The organism is Sphingomonas phyllosphaerae (assembly GCA_036946405.1).
Classification (GTDB): domain Bacteria; phylum Pseudomonadota; class Alphaproteobacteria; order Sphingomonadales; family Sphingomonadaceae; genus Sphingomonas; species Sphingomonas phyllosphaerae_D.
Window position 1 is genome coordinate 1845595 of sequence record JAQIJC010000001.1, and the last position, 18819, is coordinate 1864413.

Below are 18819 nucleotides of genomic sequence, written 5' to 3' on the forward strand. Positions count from 1 at the left end.
GGTCGCGCGGCTGCGTGCGACAACCCCGGCCGCCGAAAGGCGCGTCGGGGTTTCGTCTGCCTGCCGAGGCGTATAGCCGTTCATCCGCCGCTGCCTGTTCCTGCGCCTGTCCGTGGGCGCCCGCCGGGGAAGCCCCGCCAACGGAAACGACGGTCGGCCGCCGAGTCACGCTGGTGTCGCCAACAGTTTACGCGAACGCGGCGTCTGACGCTACAGATTGTGGGGGCTAACCGGATCGGCCACCAAATCTCTGGTCCGGTGGCACGTCAGAACGGTCGCTCGCCACGATAATTGCCTGCGTTCTTGTAGCGGCAGACCAGCACGTCTTCCTCCCGACCGCGCGCCAGCGCGCAGCCGACCTCGACCGTGTCGCGCCACATCAACTGTGTGTAGTGACCGACGTCGGCGACCCGGCCGGTGGTGCTGTTATTCGGGAAGGCGCCGGGTTTGAAGAAGCGCTTTTCGCGAACCCAGCCATCGACCATCGCCTCAGGTGAGTAATAGCCGCGCGTGCCGGCCCAGAGATTTTCGCCTTCCGGATCCATCCGTCGCTCCGGGGCATGTTCGAAGCGGCCGGTCGTGGCCAGATACCGGCCCCATGCATGGGCGGATTCGACCAGTTCCGGGTTCCAGCGGAGCGGCGGAATACCGAGCGCCGCGCGCTCTGCGTTCTGCGCGGCCAGCACGCGCGCGTCGAACGTGTTCGAATAGGTCGTCGCGCCGGTGAGCAACGGTGCGCAAAGCAACGCGGCGAGGGCGGCGAACAACGGTCGGCGACGTGGGGTGGAACGCGGCATCGGCCGGGTAACCTCTTCCTGGTGACCAGGAGAAATTACGGCGCGCGGTCCTTACCGTCGGTTAGCGAATCTGGTTAGCGCATCTTCATATCTGCGGCGCGCCAATCGTTAACTTTATCCGAGATTGCCGAAATTCATTATATTACGCGCCAACGATCGTCACCAGATCGCCGCGCGCCACCTGATCGAACAGCAATTGCGCGAACGACAATGGCACCCCGATACAGCCGTGGGTCGCCGAGCCGCGGCGCACCGAGCTGGCGTGGATCGCGACGCCGTCGTTGGTGAGCCGCAGCATGTACGGCATCTCCGCGTCGTACAGCGAGGATTGATGCTGCCGTGCCCGCATCAGGATCGGGAACGTGCCGGTCGGAGTCGGCTTGTGATCGGTGCCATAGAGGATCACCGCAGTGCCGATCTCATGCCCGTCGCGGAATACGGAGATCGTCTGACGCGGCAGATCGACACGTACGCGGACCGCGCCGGTCGCGGGCACACCGACGTCATTCCAGACATAATCGCCGAACCGCATCGGCTTGCGGATGACGAGCAGGCTTCGCACTCGCAGTTGCTGGCGACCGGTCATGGGCAACGCGCCTTCGCGTCCCGATGGATAGCGGAAACGCGCGCCATAGCTGCCGATCGTCGTCGCCGTGGTCGTGGCGGTAACGGGTGACGCGACCGTCATCACAGACGCCAGCATGACGACCGCCGCGCCGGGTAGACGACCGATCATGCGGCGGGGGCGCGAGTCCGCTTGCTACGCCGCACCGCGAAGCCCGTCACCGCGAAGCCCAATGTCATCAGCGCCCAGGTCGCAGGTTCTGGTACGACAGGTCCCGGGTTCACCGGAGTCGGGGTGGGGGTTGGGGTCGGCCCGGTGTCGGGAACGCCAGGGATACCACCGCCCGGACCGCCGGGGACAACCGGCGTCGGACCGAACGGATTGCTCTCGCCGGGCCCGAGCGGACCCAAGCTGTTGGGCGTGCCCGGCGCGAGATCGGGAACGAAGCCGTCTGATCCGATCGGCAGGTCGCCGGTCGGAACGATACCGACCGGCTCGCGCTCACGCACGTTGCTCAACACGCGCTCGCTGGGACCGCGAGGACGCGCGCTCGCCAGCTGACGCGGGCGCTTCGTCTGCTTGGTATTGAACATCGCACCATGGCCACGCTCGCCCGGCGAACGGGCGGTGAGGATCGACAACGGATCGGGCAGCACCGCCAACGCGGTCGAGAGGTTCATCGCCTCAGCGAACGGCACCGTCCCGCCGAGCACGCCCAGCGCCGCATAACCGCCGATCGCCGACGCGCTGACGCCCGCCACCATCGCCGCACGAACCATCGCGGTGCGGGAAAACGAGGTGAGAAGAGAGCGCCAGTTCTTCATCGGTTCTGCCGAATCCCGTTAAATAGTCCCATGGGAGTGGAACGCTTTTGACTCGCGCTCTCTCCCTAAGTCCAGTTAAATTTGATCCCGTGTCGGTACAGATGGCGCGTCGGCCATATGGTGTTGCCGATACGCCACCAACGAACTCGACGGTCGTAAGCTGTTGCGACGCTTCTTTAATAAATAGTTGATGAGTTTACGAGCCCGTCAAAAGTTAACGCGGTGGGTCCAGACGCTGCTGGTGCTTTGTCACCAGACCGCCCAGCCATGTCGAAAAGGCCCGGATGCGCCGCAATTGTCGCGTGTCCCGATGGGTGACCAGCCAGAAGGTCCGCCGGATCGTCACCTCGGGCAGCACCCGCACCAGATCGGGCATCGCCCCGCCGATGAAATGCGGCAGCACGCCGACCCCTGCGCCCGTCGCGATCAGGCGTGCCTGCGCATTGATGCTGGAACTGCGCAACGTCGGTGCTGGCAGCGGGCCGAGATCGTCGACGAAGCGCAGCTCGGGCGAATATAGCAGGTCGGGGATGTAGCCGACCACCGCATGATGCTGTCCGAGCGAGTCGCGCGTCACCGGCCCGCGACGATCGATCAGCGCGCGGGCGGCATAGAGGTGCAGCGCATAGTCGGCCAGCTTGCCGGCCACGACCGGTCCGTGGCGTGGACGCGCGAGCAACACCGCGACATCCGCCTCGCGGCGCGACGGGCTGAGAAATCCGGAGCTGGCGACGAGATCGATCGTCAATGCCGGATGCAAGGCGGCGAATTCATGAAGGTGCTCAGCGACCAGCCAGGTCCCGAACCCTTCCGAGACGCTGACCCGCAGCACGCCCGACAGGGTATCGGCGGAACCGCGCGTCTCGACGATCCGCTCGGCGGCGTTCTGCATTTCCTCGACTTGGGCGAGCAGCGCCTCGCCGGCTTCGGTCAGGACTTGTCCCTCGCGCGTTTGCTCGAACAATGTCCGACCCAGCCGCGCCTCCAGTCGGCGCAGGCGGCGGCCGATCGTGGTGGCGTCGACCCCGATCGATGTTGCGGCGCGGGCGATCTGTCCGGCGCGAGCGATGGCGAGGAAATCCTGCAGGTCGTTCCAGGGCAAGGGCTGCGTCATTGCAGGTGAACGTTGCAGATTTGTCGCTTGCCGGCAAACCGGACGCGGCGCACACCGGCACGCAACACAGGAGAGAGATGCGATGCGCCAGCTCGATCATCATATCGCGGGCAGCGGCGGTGGCAGCCTCCGCGCGCGCACCGCCGACATTTTCGACCCCAATACCGGCCAGGTACAGGCGCAGGTCGTGCTCGGCACCGCTGCCGACCTCGATCGCGCGGTTGCCGCCGCGCAGGCGGCGCAACCGGCATGGGCCGCGACCAACCCGCAGCGTCGCGCACGCGTCATGTTCCGGTTCAAGGAACTAGTCGAGGCGAACATGGACGCGCTGGCGCATCTGTTGTCGTCAGAACACGGCAAGGTGATCGCCGACTCGAAGGGCGACATCCAGCGCGGGTTGGAGGTGATCGAGTTCACCTGTGGCATCCCGCATGTGCTCAAGGGGGAATATACGCAGGGCGCCGGGCCGGGGATCGACGTCTATTCGATGCGTCAGCCGATCGGGATCGGGGCGGGGATCACGCCGTTCAACTTTCCGGCGATGATTCCGATGTGGATGTTCGGCGTCGCGATCGCGTGCGGCAACGCCTTCATCCTCAAGCCGAGCGAGCGCGATCCGAGCGTGCCGGTGCGCCTTGCCGAGCTGATGCGCGAGGCCGGTTTGCCCGAAGGCGTGTTGCAGGTCGTCCACGGCGACAAGGAGATGGTGGACGCGATCCTCGACCATCCGGCGATCGGCGCGGTCAGCTTCGTGGGTTCGAGCGATATCGCGCATCACGTCTACCGACGCGGTGTCGCAGCGGGGAAGCGCGTGCAGGCGATGGGCGGCGCGAAGAACCACGGGATCGTCATGCCCGACGCCGATCTCGACCAGGTGGTCGCCGATCTGTCCGGCGCGGCGTTCGGTTCGGCGGGCGAGCGGTGTATGGCGTTGCCGGTCGTCGTGCCGGTCGGGGACAAGACTGCCGAGGCGCTGCGGCAAAAATTGCTCCCTGCCATCGCAGGCTTGCGCGTCGGCGTATCGACCGATGCCGAGGCGCATTACGGGCCGGTGGTGAACGGCGCGCATCGCGAGCGCGTCGCGAACTGGATCCAGACCGGTGTTGACGAAGGCGCCGAACTGGTCGTCGACGGCCGCGACTTCCGCTTGCAGGGGCATGAGCAGGGTTTCTTCATCGGCCCCAGCCTCTTCGATCACGTCACGCCCGACATGCAGTCGTACAAGGAAGAAATCTTTGGCCCGGTCCTCCAGATCGTCCGCGCGCCGGATTTCGAGACGGCGCTGCGGCTGCCGAGCGAGCACCAATATGGCAACGGGGTCGCGATCTTCACGCGCAACGGCCATGCCGCGCGCGAATTTGCGGCACGGGTCAATGTCGGGATGGTCGGGATCAACGTGCCGATCCCGGTGCCGGTCGCCTATCATACGTTCGGCGGATGGAAGCGTTCGGCGTTCGGCGACACCAACCAGCATGGCACCGAAGGTGTAAAATTCTGGACCAAGGTCAAGACTGTAACACAGCGCTGGCCCGATGGGGCCGGCGGCGGACCCGCGGGGGTGCAGGATGCGTTCGTGATTCCGACCATGGGGTGATGTGCACGATGCGACGGCTGGCCAAGACTTTCGTTCCGTCTTCCGTTCAGCTCGAGCAGCCGTCGAGCGAAGTCGAGACGGCGTGTCGAGAGGGCGCGACGGAGCGCATCGCTCTCGACGGACGGGTTCTCGGCTTCGCTCGAACCCTGCTCGAGCCGAACGGCGGTTGGACAACAGCGCTGGCGCTGGCGCTCGCCGCCTGTTCCGGCCACGACGCCGACTACAACCGTGTGGACGTGCCCGAGAAGGAAGCCGCGGCGCAGGCGGCGATCGAGCAGGCGGTGGCGCAGAACGGCGCCGCCACCACCGCGCGTACTGGCGTCCCGATCGCCAAGAGCACGCCCAACGCCGCACGCGATCGTGCCTTTCCCACGGAATTCCTTGGCTATTGGGGTGCGGGCGACAATGATTGCGAGCTGGCCAATACCGAAGCGACCGGCCGGATCAACATCGACGCCGATACGATCCGCCTGTACGAATCGCGCGCCCGTGTGCAGCGCATCGACCGCCGCAGCCCGCAGGAAGTCACTGTAGACCTGCGCTTTTCGGGCGAGGGGCCGAGCTTCTACGCCCGCGAGGTCTACCGGCTCGACGCTGGCAGTACCGCTTTGGTGCGCACCAGCCCGACCGCCACGCAGCGCTATCGCCGCTGCTGAGGATATTGAGCATGACCGACCAGTTCGACCTGACCGACGAGCAGCGCGAAATTCAGGCGCTCGCGCAACGCTTTACCGCCGACCGGATCACGCCGTTCGCGGCGGAGTGGGACGAAAGGCATATCTTTCCGCGAGATACGATCAAGGCGGCCGCCGAGCTGGGCTTCGCCGCGATCTACGTCAGCGAGGAAAGCGGGGGGATCAACCTCGGACGGCTGGAGGCGGCGCTGATCATGGAAGCGATGGCGTATGGCTGCCCGGCGACCAGTGCCTTCATTTCCATCCATAATATGGCGAGCTGGATCATCGATCGCTTCGGATCGGCGGAGCTGAAGGCGCGCTATCTGCCCGATCTGGTGACGATGGATCGCATCGCCAGCTATTGCCTGACCGAGCCGGGCTCGGGATCGGATGCGGCGGCGCTGAAGACCAGCGCGTACCGCGATGGCGACGAATATATCGTCAACGGGACAAAACAGTTCATCTCCGGTGCCGGAGAGAACGAGCTTTACGTCACCATGGTGCGCACCGGTGCCGAAGGTCCGAAGGGCATCTCCTGCCTCGTGATCGAAAAGGACATACCCGGGGTGTCGTTCGGCGCCAACGAGCGCAAGCTGGGCTGGCACGCGCAGCCGACGCGCGCGGTAACGTTCGACAATGTCCGCGTGCCGGTCGCCAATCGCGTCGGCGAGGAAGGCGAAGGGTTCCGCTTCGCGATGGCTGGGCTCGACGGCGGACGGCTCAACATCGGCGCGTGCTCGCTGGGCGGGGCGCAGCGCTGTCTGGACGAGGCGATCCGCTATACGAAGGACCGCAAGCAATTCGGCACGGCGGTGAGCGATTTCCAGAACACGCAGTTCATGCTGGCGGACATGGAGACCGAGCTGCAGGCGGCGCGCTGTCTGCTGTACGTCGCCGCCGCCAAGGTGACGGCGGGCGCGCCCGACAAGACGCGCTTCGCGGCGATGGCGAAGCGGCTGGCGACCGACACCGGGTCGAGCGTCGTCGATCGCGCGCTGCAACTCCACGGCGGCTACGGTTATCTGATGGACTATCCGATCGAGCGCTTCTGGCGCGACCTGCGGGTGCATTCGATCCTCGAGGGGACGAATCAGGTGATGCGGATGATCGTTGGGCGCGAGCTGGTGCGGCAGTGAGGAGGCGGGGGCGGGATCCCTCGCCCCTCCGCAGGAGGGGAGAGGGATGCGGAGACTTGGCGGCTTTGGCGCCTAGTCGAAGCTGGGCGAGGGGTGAGCGGTTCGCTTCGAACCGCACGGCGCTGCGCGCCGTTCGACCCCTCACCCAAGCTTCGCTAGCCCATGAATGGGCAAGCTGCGCTATCCCTCTCCCCTCTCCGGGGAGAGGGTGACATGAAAGACCTCATCACGACCATCGAAGGCCCGGTCGGGCGCATCCGGCTCAACCGGCCGAAGGCGCTGCACGCGCTTACCACCGCGATGTGTCAGGGCATCCTCGACGCGCTGGAGCAGTGGCGCGGTGACGAGGCGGTGCGGTGCGTCATGATCGACCATGCCGAGGGACGCGGCTTTTGCGCGGGCGGCGACATAAGGATGCTCGCCGGCAGCGGCGCCCGCGACGGGGCGGAGGCGCGCGCCTTCTTCCACGCCGAATATCGCATGAACCACCGGCTGTTCACCTACGTCAAGGACACGGTCGCCTTCATGGACGGGGTGACGATGGGCGGTGGAGTCGGCGTATCGCAGCCGTGCCGCTATCGCGTCGCGACCGAGCATACGCGGCTGGCGATGCCCGAAACCGGGATCGGGCTGTTCCCCGATGTCGGCGGCGGCTGGTATCTGTCGCGGCTGCCGGGGCGGATCGGGCAGTATCTGGCGCTGACCGGCGCGCGGCTCGACGGCGCGGAGGCGCTCGCGCTCGGGCTGGCGACGCATTACCTGCCGGCGGCGCGGATCGAGGAGGCCAAGGCGCGGATCCTCGCCGATCCCGATGCGATCGAGGCGACGCTGTCCGGACTGGCGGAGGAAGCCCCCGCGGCGAAGCTGCTCGCGGAGCGGGAGGTGATCGACCGGCTGTTCGCGTCGGACGAGCTGGAAGCGGTGCTCGACGCATTGAAGGGCGATGGCGGTGCGTTCGCGCAGGCGAGCTTGGCGACGCTCGCCACCAAGTCGCCGCAGGCGATGAAGGTGTCGCTCAAATTGCTCAAGGATGCCGCGGGGATGGCGACGTTCGCCGACGAGATGCGGCAGGAATATGCGGTCGCGTGCCGGGTCGTGCAGCGCCCCGATTTCATCGAGGGCGTGCGCGCGCTGATCGTCGACAAGGACAATGCGCCGCGCTGGGAGCCGGCGACGATCGAGGGGGTGAGCGATCATATGATCGACCGCATCTTCGCGCCGTTGCCGGAGAATGAGGCGTGGACGCCGGGGTGATGGGGGTGTGTGGTCGCCTATCTTACGCCGTTCGCCCTGAGCTTGTCGAAGGGCGTGTTGCGGGACGTGTGCTTCGACAGGCTCAGCACGAACGGGTAATGCCCGTCGCCCCTGCGGAGGCAGGGGCCCATGTCTGTGGCGTGTCGCGCAGCGGTGGACACATTCGGTGCGGTAACTGAGTCAGGCCGGTACGATAGACTAGACAGTCATAGGCCCCTGCCTGCGCAGGGGCGACGGAGGTGAGGCGATATGGCCGAGTACGAAACCTTATTGGTCGAACAGCGCGGGGGCGTGACGCTCGTCACGCTCAACCGGCCCAAGGCGCTCAACGCGCTCAACTCGCAGGTACTCGCCGACCTGCTCGCGGCGCTGGCCGCCTTCGACGCCGACGCGACGCAGGGCTGCGCGGTGCTGACCGGCAGCGAGAAGGCGTTCGCGGCCGGGGCGGACATCAAGGAGATGTCAGCGCAGGGCTTCGCCGACATGTACGGCGGCAATTTCTTCGGCGGCTACGAACGGCTGACGCAGACGCGCAAGCCGATCATCGCCGCGGTCGCCGGCTACGCGCTGGGCGGCGGGTGCGAGCTGGCGATGATGTGCGACTTCATCCTCGCCGCCGATACCGCGAAGTTCGGGCAACCCGAGATCAAGCTGGCGGTGACGCCGGGAATGGGCGGGTCGCAGCGGCTGGCGCGCGCGGTCGGCAAGGCCAAGGCGATGGAAATGTGCCTGACCGGGCGGATGATCGACGCCGCCGAGGCGGAACGCGCCGGGCTGGTCAGCCGTATCGTTCCGGCGGCCGAGCTGGTCGACGAAGCGGTGAAGACCGCGCAGACGATCGCCGACATGGCGCCGCTCGCCGTGCTGGCGAACAAGGAAATGGTCAACGCCGCGTTCGAGACGACCTTGGCGCAAGGCGTGCAGTTCGAGCGGCGGCTGTTCCACGGGCTGTTCGGCACGGCGGACCAGAAGGAAGGCATGACGGCGTTCGTCGAGAAGCGCCCCGGCCAATGGACGGGCAAATAGGAGAAGCGAGATGACCGTGGTGATCCTGATGCTGCTAACGATCGTCGTCGCGGGGGCGGCGGCGGTGTGGGTTCTGCGCTGGGGCATGGTGAAGGCGGCGACAGTCGTCGGACTGATCGGCGCGGCGGCGATGATCGTCGCGATGCTGGCATCGGTGTCGGCGCGGTTCGAGGCGGTGGCGATCACCTTCGTCGGGACGTTCGTCGGCGTCGCGTTGCTGGCGCTGATCGGGGCGGGGATCGGCAGGCTGCTACGGCCGCGCCGCGCAAGGATCGCATGATGGCGCGCGTCGGCTTCATCGGGCTCGGCAACATGGGCGGCGGCATGGCCGCCAACCTCGCGAAGAAGGGGCATGACGTCCGCGCCTTCGACCTGTCGACGGCGGCGCTCGACGCAGCGAAGGCGGCCGGGTGCCTGCCGGTCGCGTCGGCGCGCGAGGCCGCCGACGGCGCAGAGGCGGTGGTGACGATGCTCCCCGCCGGCACCCATGTCGCGCAGGTTTATGCCGAGAGCCTGTCCGACGTCGCGGTCGATACGGTGCTGATCGATTGTTCGACGATCGACCTCGCCACCGCGCGGCGGATCGCCGGCGAGGCGGCGGCGCGCGGGATCGCGGCGGTCGATGCGCCGGTGTCCGGCGGGATTGCGGCGGCGCAGGCGGGAACGCTGACCTTCATGGTCGGCGGCCCGGCGGCGTCGTTCGACCGCGCGCGGCCGTTCCTCGAGGATATGGGCAAGGCGGTGATCCATGCCGGCGACAGCGGCGCGGGGCAGGTCGCGAAGATGTGCAACAACCTGATCCTCGGCGCGACGATGGCGGCGACGTGCGAGGCGTTCGCGCTGGCGGAGAAGCTGGGGCTGGATGCGCAGACCTTCTACGACATTTCCAGCAAGGCGACCGGTCAGAGCTGGTCGATGACGTCTTATTGTCCGGTGCCGGGGGTCGGGCCGGAGTCGCCGGCCGATCGCGACTATCAGGGCGGGTTCGCGGGAGCGTTGATGCTCAAGGATCTCGAACTGGCGATGGCGGCGGCCGACGGCGCGGCGGCGCAGGTGCCGATGGGGACGCGCGCGCGCGACCTCTACCGGCAGTTCGTCGAGGCGGGGCAGGGCGGGCTGGATTTCTCGGGGATCATCCGGATGCTGGAGGGCGCGCGATAGGCGGGCCGTCATGCCGGACCCTTTCGACAAGTTCAGGAAAGCCTTGATTGGGGGTCCCGCTTCGTCTTCACGGTGACCGAGCCAGAGCACGATCCATCCGGGCCGAAGCGTCACCCCGGCGAAGGCCGGGGCCCAGTTGGGGGACGCTGATAATGTAGGTCGCGCCTCGTTTCATTGGCCTTCCCAACTGGGCCCCGGCCTCCGCCCGGGTGACGACGGGGATGGTTCAAGCCGTATGGATCACAGTCTCGCGACGGTCGGAGCGGAGCGGCTCTCTCGCCCGCCGACTGCCGTGGACGGCGCGCTCCCCTCGTGCCACCTGCGCCGCCATGCCGCCTGCCCTGATCGCCGCGCTCGTCACCTTCGTCGCCTTTCTGATCGGGCTGACGCTCCCCGATCTCGACTTGCGATTGTGGCTCGGGCATCGCAGCGCGCTGACGCACAGCATCGCGCCGGCCTGTGCGCTGCTCGCGCGGCGGCAGTGGTATCCGGCGGCGTGCGGGGTCGGGGCGGGGACCGGATTGCACCTTGCGGCGGATACGTTTCCGCACCGGATGATCGGTTATGCGACGGTCAAGCTGCCGCTGGTCGGCGCGCTGTCGGCGGGGGCGTCCTATTGGTGGCTCGCGCTCAACGCGCTCGCCGCATTGGCGCTGGCGGTGTGGCTGGCGCGGCGGCTCCACGCTCCGGCGACCGCGGCGCTGCTGACGCTCGCGGTGGCTGTAGCGGGCGCGGGGTATCTGTGGCGGACCGATGGCGGCTGGCCGGTGCTCGCGCTTGCCGCGGGGGCGCTATGGCTCGCATGGCGCTGGCGGTATGCGCGGCGGGTCTAATGTCTTTCCCGTCACCCCGGCGAAGGCCGGGGTCCAGTTACGGAACGTTCGTGACGATACGCCGCGCTACGTTACGACCACCTTTGAAACTGGACCCCGGCCTTCGCCGGGGTGACGGGACAGGATGGGGTTATTCCGCCGCCTCCAGAGTCTCGGCGTCGTCGAGCGGGTGGCTGAGCCGGGTGAGCATCTCGCGCGGGATCACCTGCCAGAACGAGCCCAGGGCGCGGTCCCAGTCGTCGAGCAGCCCGCGCGACCAGCGGCTGTCGGTCACCTCGGCATGTTCGGCGACCAGCGCACGCAAGACTTCCTCCCAGTGCGCGGCGGCGACGCGCTGCCACACGATGTTCTCGGGATTGACGCGGCGCGCGAAGCTGCCGGTCGGATCGTAGATGAACGCCATCCCGCCGGTCATCCCCGCGCCGAAGTTCGCGCCGACCTCGCCCAGCACCACCGCGGTGCCGCCGGTCATATATTCGCAGCCGTTCGCGCCGCAGCCCTCGACCACCACCGTCGCGCCCGAGTTGCGGACCGCGAAGCGCTCGCCGGCCTGACCCGCCGCGAACAACTTGCCGCTGGTCGCGCCGTACAGGACGGTGTTGCCGAGGATGGTGTTGTCCTGGCTGCGCAGCGGCGACGATACCGCCGGGCGGACGACGATCTTGCCGCCCGACAGCCCCTTGCCGACATAATCGTTGGCGTCGCCGAACACTTCCAGCGTCACGCCGCTGCACAGGAACGCGCCGAGCGATTGCCCCGCCGAGCCGCGCAGCCGGATCGTGACGTGGTTCTCGGCGAGCTTCGACATGCCGAAGGTGCGCGTGATCTCGCTCGACAGCCGCGTGCCGACCGCGCGGTGCGTGTTGCGCACCGAATAGGTCAGCTGCATCTTCTCGCCGCGCGAGAAGACTGCCGACGCGTCCTTGATGATCTGCGCGTCGAGGCTGTCGGGGACGTCGTTGCGGAACGTCGACAGGCTGAAGCGGCGCTCGGCATCGGTCGCGTCGACCTTGGCGAGGATCGGGTTGAGGTCGAGATCGTCGAGATGCTCGGCGCCGCGGCTGACCTGCCGCAGCAATTCGGTGCGGCCGATCACCTCGTCGAGCGAGCGGACGCCGAGCCGCGCGAGAATGTCGCGCACTTCCTCGGCGATGAAGGTCATCAGGTTGATGACCTTTTCGGGCGTGCCAACGAACTTGCCGCGCAACGCCTCGTCCTGCGTGCAGACGCCGACCGGGCAGGTGTTGCTGTGGCACTGGCGCACCATGATGCAGCCCATCGCGACGAGGCTGAGCGTGCCGATCCCGAACTCCTCCGCACCCAGGATCGCGGCGATGACGATGTCGCGCCCGGTCTTGAGCCCGCCGTCGGCGCGCAGCTTGATCCGCCCGCGCAGCCCGTTGAGCGTCAGGACCTGATTGACCTCGGACAGCCCCATTTCCCACGGCGTGCCCGCGTATTTGATGCTGGTCTGGGGCGAGGCTCCGGTGCCGCCGACATGGCCGGAGACGAGGATCACGTCCGCGTGCGCCTTGGCCACGCCGGCCGCGACGGTGCCGATCCCGGCCGACGACACCAATTTGACGCAGACGCGCGCGCGCGGGTTGATCTGCTTCAGGTCGTAGATGAGCTGCGCCAGATCCTCGATCGAATAGATGTCGTGGTGCGGCGGCGGCGAGATCAGCGTCACGCCCGGCGTCGCATGGCGCAGCTTGGCGATGAACTCGGTGACCTTGAAGCCGGGCAGCTGCCCGCCCTCGCCGGGCTTGGCGCCCTGCGCGACCTTGATCTCGATCTCCTCGCAGGCGTTGAGATACTCGGCGGTGACCCCGAAGCGCCCCGACGCGACCTGCTTGATGACCGAATTGGCGTTGTCGCCATTGTCATAGGGCGTGTAGCGGATCTTGTCCTCGCCGCCCTCGCCCGACACCGCCTTCGCACCGATCCGGTTCATCGCGATCGCCAGCGTCTCGTGCGCCTCCGGCGACAGCGCGCCGAGCGACATGCCCGGCGTCACGAAGCGCTTGCGGATCTCGGTGATCGCCTCGACCTGATCGACCGGCACGCCTTCGTTCGGGAAGTTGAACTGGAGCAGGTCGCGCAGATAGATCGGCGGCAGGTCCGACACCCCGCGCGAGAATTGGAGGTAGCTGGAATAGCTGTCGGTCGACACCGCGGTCTGCAACAGGTGCATCAGCTGCGCGGAATAGGCATGCGCCTCGCCGGTGTGGCGCTGGCGATAGAAGCCGCCGATCGGCAGTGTCGCCACCGCCTGATCGTACGCCGCCTCGTGCCGGTCGGTCGCGTTGACGTGCAGCGAGGCATAGCCCTCGCCGCTGATCTTGGCGGGCATGCCGGGGAACAGGTCGTTGACCAGCGCGCGGCTCAACCCCACCGCTTCGAAATTATAGCCGCCGCGGTACGAGGAGATGACCGCGATTCCCATCTTCGACAGGATCTTGAGCAACCCTTCCTCGATCGCCTTCTTGTGGCGGGTGGTGCATTCCTCCATCGACAATTTGCCGAACAGCCCGCGCGCATGGCGGTCGGCGATCGCCGCCTCGGCGAGATAGGCGTTCACCGTCGTCGCGCCGACCCCGATCAGGACCGCATAATAATGCGTGTCGAGGCATTCCGCGGCACGGACGTTGATCGAGGCATAGGAGCGCAGGCCCCGGCGGACGAGATGCGTGTGCACCGCCGCGGCCGCCAGCACGCCGGGGATCGCGACGCGGTCTTCGTCGATGCGTTCGTCGGTCAGGAACAGCTCGCTCTTGCCCTCGCGCACCGCCTGTTCGGCCTGGTTGCGGATGCGCTGGATCGCGGCGCGCAGCCGCTCGGCGCCACCCCCGGCCTCGAAGGTGCAGTCGATATCGGCGGCGGCATTGCCGAAATAGGCCTTGAGCCGCGCCCAGTCGGTCGAGGTCAGCACCGGGCTGTCGAGCACCAGCACGCGCTCGCGCCGGTCCTCGGTGTCGAGGATGTTGGCGAGATTGCCGAAGCGCGTCTTGAGCGACATCACGTAGCGCTCGCGCAGCGGGTCGATCGGCGGGTTGGTGACCTGCGCGAAATTCTGCCGGAAGAACTGGCTGATGAGCCGCGGCTTGTCGGAGATGACCGCCAGCGGCGTGTCGTCGCCCATCGAGCCGATCGCTTCCTTGCCGGTTTCGACCATTGGCGACAGGATCAGCTCCATGTCCTCGATCGTCTGCCCGGCCGCGACCTGCCGCCGCGCCAGATCGGCGCGGTCATAGCGGGTGACGCTGTCGGCGGGGGCGGGGGGCAGATCGGCCATTGTCGAGAATTCACCGATCATCGCGGCATAATCCTGCTCGCCCGCGATCCGGTCCTTCACCTCGCGGTCGAGCAGCACGCGGCCTTCCTGGAGGTCGACCGCGATCATCTGCCCCGGCCCGAGCCGGCCCTTGGCGAGGACGGTGCTCTCCGGCACCACGACCATCCCGGCCTCCGAGCCGACGATCAGCAAACCGTCGGCGGTCTGGGTGTAGCGCAGCGGGCGCAGCGCGTTGCGGTCGACCCCGCCGACCGCCCAGCGCCCGTCGGTCATCGCCAGCGCGGCGGGACCGTCCCACGGCTCCATGACCGAGGCGAGATACTGGTACATCGCCGCATGGCTGTCGGGCGTGTCGGTGCTCTTCTGCCACGCCTCGGGCACCAGCATCAGCTTGGCGGTCGGCGCGTCGCGGCCCGACCGGCAGATCGCCTCGAACGTCGCGTCGAGCGCTGCGGTGTCCGACGCGCCGGCCGGGATCACCGGCTTGATGTCCTCCGAATGCTCGCCGAACGCGATCGACGCCATGCGGATCTCGTGGCTGAGCATCCAGTTCTTGTTGCCACGGATCGTGTTGATCTCGCCGTTATGCGCGAGGCAGCGGAACGGCTGCGCCAGCCACCATTGCGGGAAGGTGTTGGTCGAATAACGCTGGTGGAAGATCGCGACCCGGCTCTCGAAACGCGCATCGGTCAGATCGGGGTAGAAGACCGACAGGCTCTCGGCGAGGAACAGCCCCTTGTAGATGATCGAGCGGCACGACAGCGAGCAGACGTAGAAGCCCTGGATCTGCGCCGCGATCACGCGCTTTTCGATACGGCGGCGGACCAGATAGAGGTTCTTCTCGAACTCCTCAACGGACACGTCGCCGGGCAGCGGGCCGGCGATCATGATCTGCTCGATCTCGGGGCGCGTCGACTGCGCCTTCATCCCGATCACCGACACATCGACCGGCACCTGCCGCCAGCCGTAGATGGTGTAGCCCGCGCCGATCACTTCGGATTCGACGATCGTGCGGCACGTCTCCTGCGCCGACAGATCGGTGCGCGGCAGGAACACCATGCCGACCGCGAGCCGGTTCGGCATCAATTTGTGGCCCGAGGCGGCGACGCAGTCGTCGAAGAAGCGCACCGGCAGATCGACGTGGATGCCGGCGCCGTCGCCGGTCTTGCCATCGGCGTCGACCGCGCCGCGGTGCCACACCGCCTTGAGCGCGTCGATCGCGGACTGGACGACGCGGCGCGACGGCTTGCCGTCGGTCGCGGCGACGAGGCCGACACCGCAGGCGTCGCCCTCGAACTCGGGGCGATACATGCCGTGCTCGGCGAGATACTGGCGGTTGCGATCAGATGTCGCCATGAAGAAGCCTTTCCCGCTCTACGAAACTGTCGATGGATATCCGCGTGGCGAAGAGTGTGTCGCTCTTCTCCCAAGCGGCGTTTACCTGCGCGGCCTGCTTGTCAGGATGCAGGGGATATTGGTGAGCCAGTTCGTTGCGAACCCGCACCGCATCTGCCCAAATCTTCGGGTCATCGATCACGCCGAGCGCGGCGGCACGCTGGGCCACGTCGCGCGGGGTCAGTCGCTCGACCTTGCCGAGCTGCATCAGCATGGCAATCGTCTTCAGCGTACGACCAAGCGTGTCTTCCAACTGCTCGAACGTCTTCAGAAAAGCCAGAACGTCGATATCGCGGTCCGGGTCGAGGCTACGCATCCGATCGGCGTCGATCGGCATAAGCGGAGCAAGCCGCGCACGCAAAACGACCAAGCGGTCGGCGAGACGGGCAACCGTCGCCAGATGCTCACGCAGCATCGCGATTTCACCGTCGCGTGTCACAGCACGATCCCATCTCGTAGTGCGACCATATCGATCGCGGATGGCTGTCTGCCGCGACGATGCAGTACGACGTCCACCTTCTGCTCTTCTATTTGCGCGAACAACGCCTCATCAAAGCGCGCACGCGCGGACCACTCATCAATGTCATTCTCCACTTCAATATGGAGGTCGATGTCTCCGCCCTTGCGCGTGTCGCTGGCACGGCTGCCGAACAGTCGCACGACGGCCGACGGGCCGAACGCCCGGCGCGCGGCGCGCCGGATTGCCTCCGCCTCGCCGGGCTCCAACCTCACGCCGCCACCTTCGCCGCCTTGGCCTTCGCCTTCAGATGCTGGTGCATCGTCGCCGCCACGTCGCGGCCGTCGCGGATCGCCCACACCACCAGCGACGCACCGCGCACGATGTCGCCCGCCGCGAACACGCCGTCCAGCGAGGTCATCAGTGTCTTGCTGTCGACCAGCACCGTGCCCCAGCGCGTTACGCCCAGTTCCGGTGCGCCCCACAGCTTCGGCAATTCCTCGGCATCGAACCCGAGCGCCTTGATGACCAGATCGGCGGGCATGTCCTCCGCCGCGCCCGGATCGACCTCGGGCGCGCGGCGCCCGCTGGCGTCGGGCGCGCCGAGCCGCATTCGGTTGGCGCGCACCGTCGTCGCCTGGCCGTCCTCGCCCGCGAAGCTGGCGGGGGCGGAGAGCCAGACGAACTCGACGCCTTCCTCCTCGGCGTTGGCGACCTCGCGCTGCGAACCCGGCATATTGGCGCGGTCGCGACGGTACAGGCACTTCACCGACTTCGCGCCCTGGCGGATCGCGGTGCGCACGCAGTCCATGGCGGTGTCGCCGCCGCCGATCACGACGACGTTCTTGCCCTCAGCATTGAGGCGGCCATCCTCGAATTCGGGCACCGCATCGCCGAAGCTCTTGCGGTTCGACGCGGTCAGATAGTCGAGCGCGGCGACGACGCCGTTCAGGTCGTTGCCCGACACGTCGATCGCACGCGCCTTGTAGACGCCGGTCGCGATCAGCAGCGCGTCGTGACGCGCGCGCAAGTCGTCGAGCGTCGCGTCGCGGCCGACTTCGAAGCCTTCGTGGAAGACGATCCCGCCCGCCTTGAGCCGCTCGACCCGGCGCATCACCACCGGCTTCTCGAGCTTGAAGCCGGGGATGCCATAGGTCAGCAGTCCGCCGGCGCGGTCGTGGCGGTCGTAGACATGCACCTCATAGCCGTGGCCGCGCAGATATTCGGCGGCGCTGAGCCCCGCCGGGCCGGCACCGATCACACCGACGGACTGGCCGCGCGCCGGGCCGGGGACGAGCGGTTCGACCCAGCCTTCCTCCCAGGCGGTGTCGGTGATGAACTTCTCGACCGAACCGATCGTCACCGCGCCGTGCCCGCTGAATTCGATGACGCAATTGCCCTCGCACAGCCGGTCCTGCGGGCAGATGCGGCCGCAGATCTCGGGCATGGTCGAGGTGGCGTTGCTCAGCTCATAGGCCTCGCGCAGCCGACCCTCGGCGGTCAGCCGCAGCCAGTCGGGGATATGGTTGTGGAGCGGGCAATGGACCGAGCAGTATGGCACGCCGCATTGCGAGCAGCGCCCGGCCTGGTCCTCGGCGGCGGGAGTGGCATAGCGTTCGGCGATCTCGCGAAAATCCTCGGCACGCGCCTCGGCGGCGCGCTTTGCCGGATAGGATTGCGGGCGTTCAACGAACTTGAGCATGTCGGCCATCGGTGTCCTCCGATCGCCGAATTCTCACATGGATCGCACGCTGTCACGCCCGATTCCGCATTTACGGCAGCATCGCTACCCTAAAAAATGAGAGTTGCTGCTAGTAGCTGCGACCAGCTTGCAAGAAGATCCAATAAAAAGGTCCGATTTGATGCTTATCGCATCGCCAAGGCGGCCAGTGCGACGACCCCGACAATGATTCGATACCATGCGAAGGGTGCAAAGCCGTGCTTGGTGACGATCGCCATGAACCAGCGGATCACCACCATCGCGACCACGAACGACACGACGAAGCCGATCGCGATCGCGGACAGGTGCGCGTCGCCCAGCTCGTGCCGGCTCTTCCACAGCGCCAGCGTGGTTGCGCCCATCATCGTCGGGATCGCGAGAAAGAAGCTGAATTCCGCCGCTGTCTCCTGATCGACGCCCATCGCGCGCGCGCCCATGATCGTCGCGCCCGAGCGGCTGACGCCCGGGATCATCGACAGGCATTGCACCACGCCGATCGACAGCGCGGTCCTCCACGACATCGTTTCGACCGATCCGCCGATCGCACGCGGTGCGACGCGCTCGATGAACAGGATCGCGATGCCACCGACGACCAGCGCGACAGCGACGACGAATGGCCCGGTGCCCGGCGCCTCCAGCACCGCGCGGATCGCGGAATAGGCGATCGCGCCGACCACGGCGGAGGGCAGGAAGCCGAGCAGGACGTTGCGCGTGAACTGGATCGCCTGCGGCTCGCGGCGCAGCAGCCCGGTGCCGACGCGCAGGAAGCGCCGCCAGAACAGCACGACGACGGCCAGGATCGCGCCGAGCTGAATCACGATATCGAAGGTCGCATCGCCCTCCGACAGGCCCAGCAGGGCGCCGGCGAGCACGAGATGGCCCGTCGAGGAAACCGGCAGGAATTCGGTGACCCCCTCGACGATGCCGAGCAGGATGATGGTCAGAAGGTCGTTCACGCGCGATCCCCGCTA

The 18819-nt window shown here is 67.2% G+C and carries 17 protein-coding genes; 8 read left to right on the top strand and 9 right to left on the bottom strand.

Annotated features, from left to right (window positions below; all coding sequences use genetic code 11):
- Positions 1-266: 266 nt before the first annotated feature.
- The 4 genes from PGN12_08940 to PGN12_08955 form a co-directional block, all read right to left on the bottom strand.
- Positions 267-797, bottom strand: a complete 531-nt coding sequence (locus tag PGN12_08940) for a CAP domain-containing protein (GenBank protein MEH3104017.1) — start codon at positions 795-797, stop codon at positions 267-269.
- Positions 798-939: 142 nt separating this feature from the next.
- Positions 940-1500 carry a L,D-transpeptidase family protein gene (locus PGN12_08945; GenBank protein MEH3104018.1) on the bottom strand — a complete coding sequence of 187 codons (561 nt, stop codon included), beginning with the start codon at positions 1498-1500 and terminating at the stop codon, positions 940-942.
- Between the two features lie 29 nt (positions 1501-1529).
- Positions 1530-2186, bottom strand: coding sequence for a PEPxxWA-CTERM sorting domain-containing protein (locus PGN12_08950; protein MEH3104019.1), 657 nt, complete (start codon positions 2184-2186; stop codon positions 1530-1532).
- Between the two features lie 214 nt (positions 2187-2400).
- Positions 2401-3300 (bottom strand): LysR family transcriptional regulator, encoded by a 900-nt coding sequence (locus PGN12_08955; protein MEH3104020.1) that lies wholly within the window; start codon positions 3298-3300, stop codon positions 2401-2403.
- 82 nt (positions 3301-3382) lie between these two features.
- Between PGN12_08955 and PGN12_08960 the strand changes: the two genes are divergently transcribed.
- The 8 genes from PGN12_08960 to PGN12_08995 all read left to right on the top strand — a co-directional run bounded on the left by PGN12_08960 (position 3383) and on the right by PGN12_08995 (position 10981).
- On the top strand, positions 3383-4894 hold the full coding sequence (locus PGN12_08960) for a CoA-acylating methylmalonate-semialdehyde dehydrogenase (protein MEH3104021.1): 1512 nt from the start codon (positions 3383-3385) through the stop codon (positions 4892-4894).
- An 8-nt stretch (positions 4895-4902) separates the two neighbouring features.
- Entirely contained in the window at positions 4903-5550 is a 648-nt protein-coding gene (locus PGN12_08965) for a hypothetical protein (GenBank protein ID MEH3104022.1), read from the top strand.
- An 11-nt stretch (positions 5551-5561) separates the two neighbouring features.
- Positions 5562-6707: an acyl-CoA dehydrogenase family protein gene (locus PGN12_08970; protein MEH3104023.1), complete on the top strand. Its 1146-nt coding sequence runs from the start codon at positions 5562-5564 to the stop codon at positions 6705-6707.
- A gap of 213 nt (positions 6708-6920) precedes the next feature.
- Positions 6921-7961, top strand: a complete 1041-nt coding sequence (locus tag PGN12_08975; protein MEH3104024.1) for an enoyl-CoA hydratase/isomerase family protein — start codon at positions 6921-6923, stop codon at positions 7959-7961.
- Positions 7962-8210: 249 nt separating this feature from the next.
- Positions 8211-8987, top strand: a complete 777-nt coding sequence (locus PGN12_08980) for an enoyl-CoA hydratase (GenBank protein MEH3104025.1) — start codon at positions 8211-8213, stop codon at positions 8985-8987.
- A 10-nt stretch (positions 8988-8997) separates the two neighbouring features.
- A complete protein-coding gene (locus PGN12_08985; protein ID MEH3104026.1) occupies positions 8998-9267 on the top strand; it encodes a hypothetical protein in 270 nt (89 codons plus the stop codon).
- Entirely contained in the window at positions 9267-10148 is an 882-nt protein-coding gene (gene mmsB, locus PGN12_08990; protein ID MEH3104027.1) for a 3-hydroxyisobutyrate dehydrogenase, read from the top strand. The genes PGN12_08985 and mmsB overlap by 1 nt, the downstream gene beginning before the upstream one ends.
- A gap of 329 nt (positions 10149-10477) precedes the next feature.
- Complete coding sequence (locus tag PGN12_08995) at positions 10478-10981, top strand: hypothetical protein (GenBank protein MEH3104028.1); 504 nt, start codon at positions 10478-10480, stop codon at positions 10979-10981.
- Between the two features lie 130 nt (positions 10982-11111).
- On the opposite strand, the gene gltB is transcribed toward PGN12_08995, so the two are convergent.
- The 5 genes from gltB to PGN12_09020 all read right to left on the bottom strand — a co-directional run bounded on the left by gltB (position 11112) and on the right by PGN12_09020 (position 18804).
- Positions 11112-15632, bottom strand: coding sequence for a glutamate synthase large subunit (gene gltB / locus PGN12_09000; protein ID MEH3104029.1), 4521 nt, complete (start codon positions 15630-15632; stop codon positions 11112-11114).
- A complete protein-coding gene (locus tag PGN12_09005) occupies positions 15619-16110 on the bottom strand; it encodes a hypothetical protein (protein MEH3104030.1) in 492 nt (163 codons plus the stop codon). The genes gltB and PGN12_09005 overlap by 14 nt, the downstream gene beginning before the upstream one ends.
- Positions 16107-16403, bottom strand: a complete 297-nt coding sequence (locus PGN12_09010; protein ID MEH3104031.1) for a nucleotidyltransferase domain-containing protein — start codon at positions 16401-16403, stop codon at positions 16107-16109. Before PGN12_09010 ends, PGN12_09005 begins: the two co-directional genes overlap by 4 nt.
- Positions 16400-17839: an NAD(P)-dependent oxidoreductase gene (locus tag PGN12_09015; GenBank protein MEH3104032.1), complete on the bottom strand. Its 1440-nt coding sequence runs from the start codon at positions 17837-17839 to the stop codon at positions 16400-16402. Before PGN12_09015 ends, PGN12_09010 begins: the two co-directional genes overlap by 4 nt.
- Before the next feature lie 155 nt (positions 17840-17994).
- Positions 17995-18804: an undecaprenyl-diphosphate phosphatase gene (locus PGN12_09020; protein ID MEH3104033.1), complete on the bottom strand. Its 810-nt coding sequence runs from the start codon at positions 18802-18804 to the stop codon at positions 17995-17997.
- Between the last annotated feature and the right edge of the window lie 15 nt (positions 18805-18819).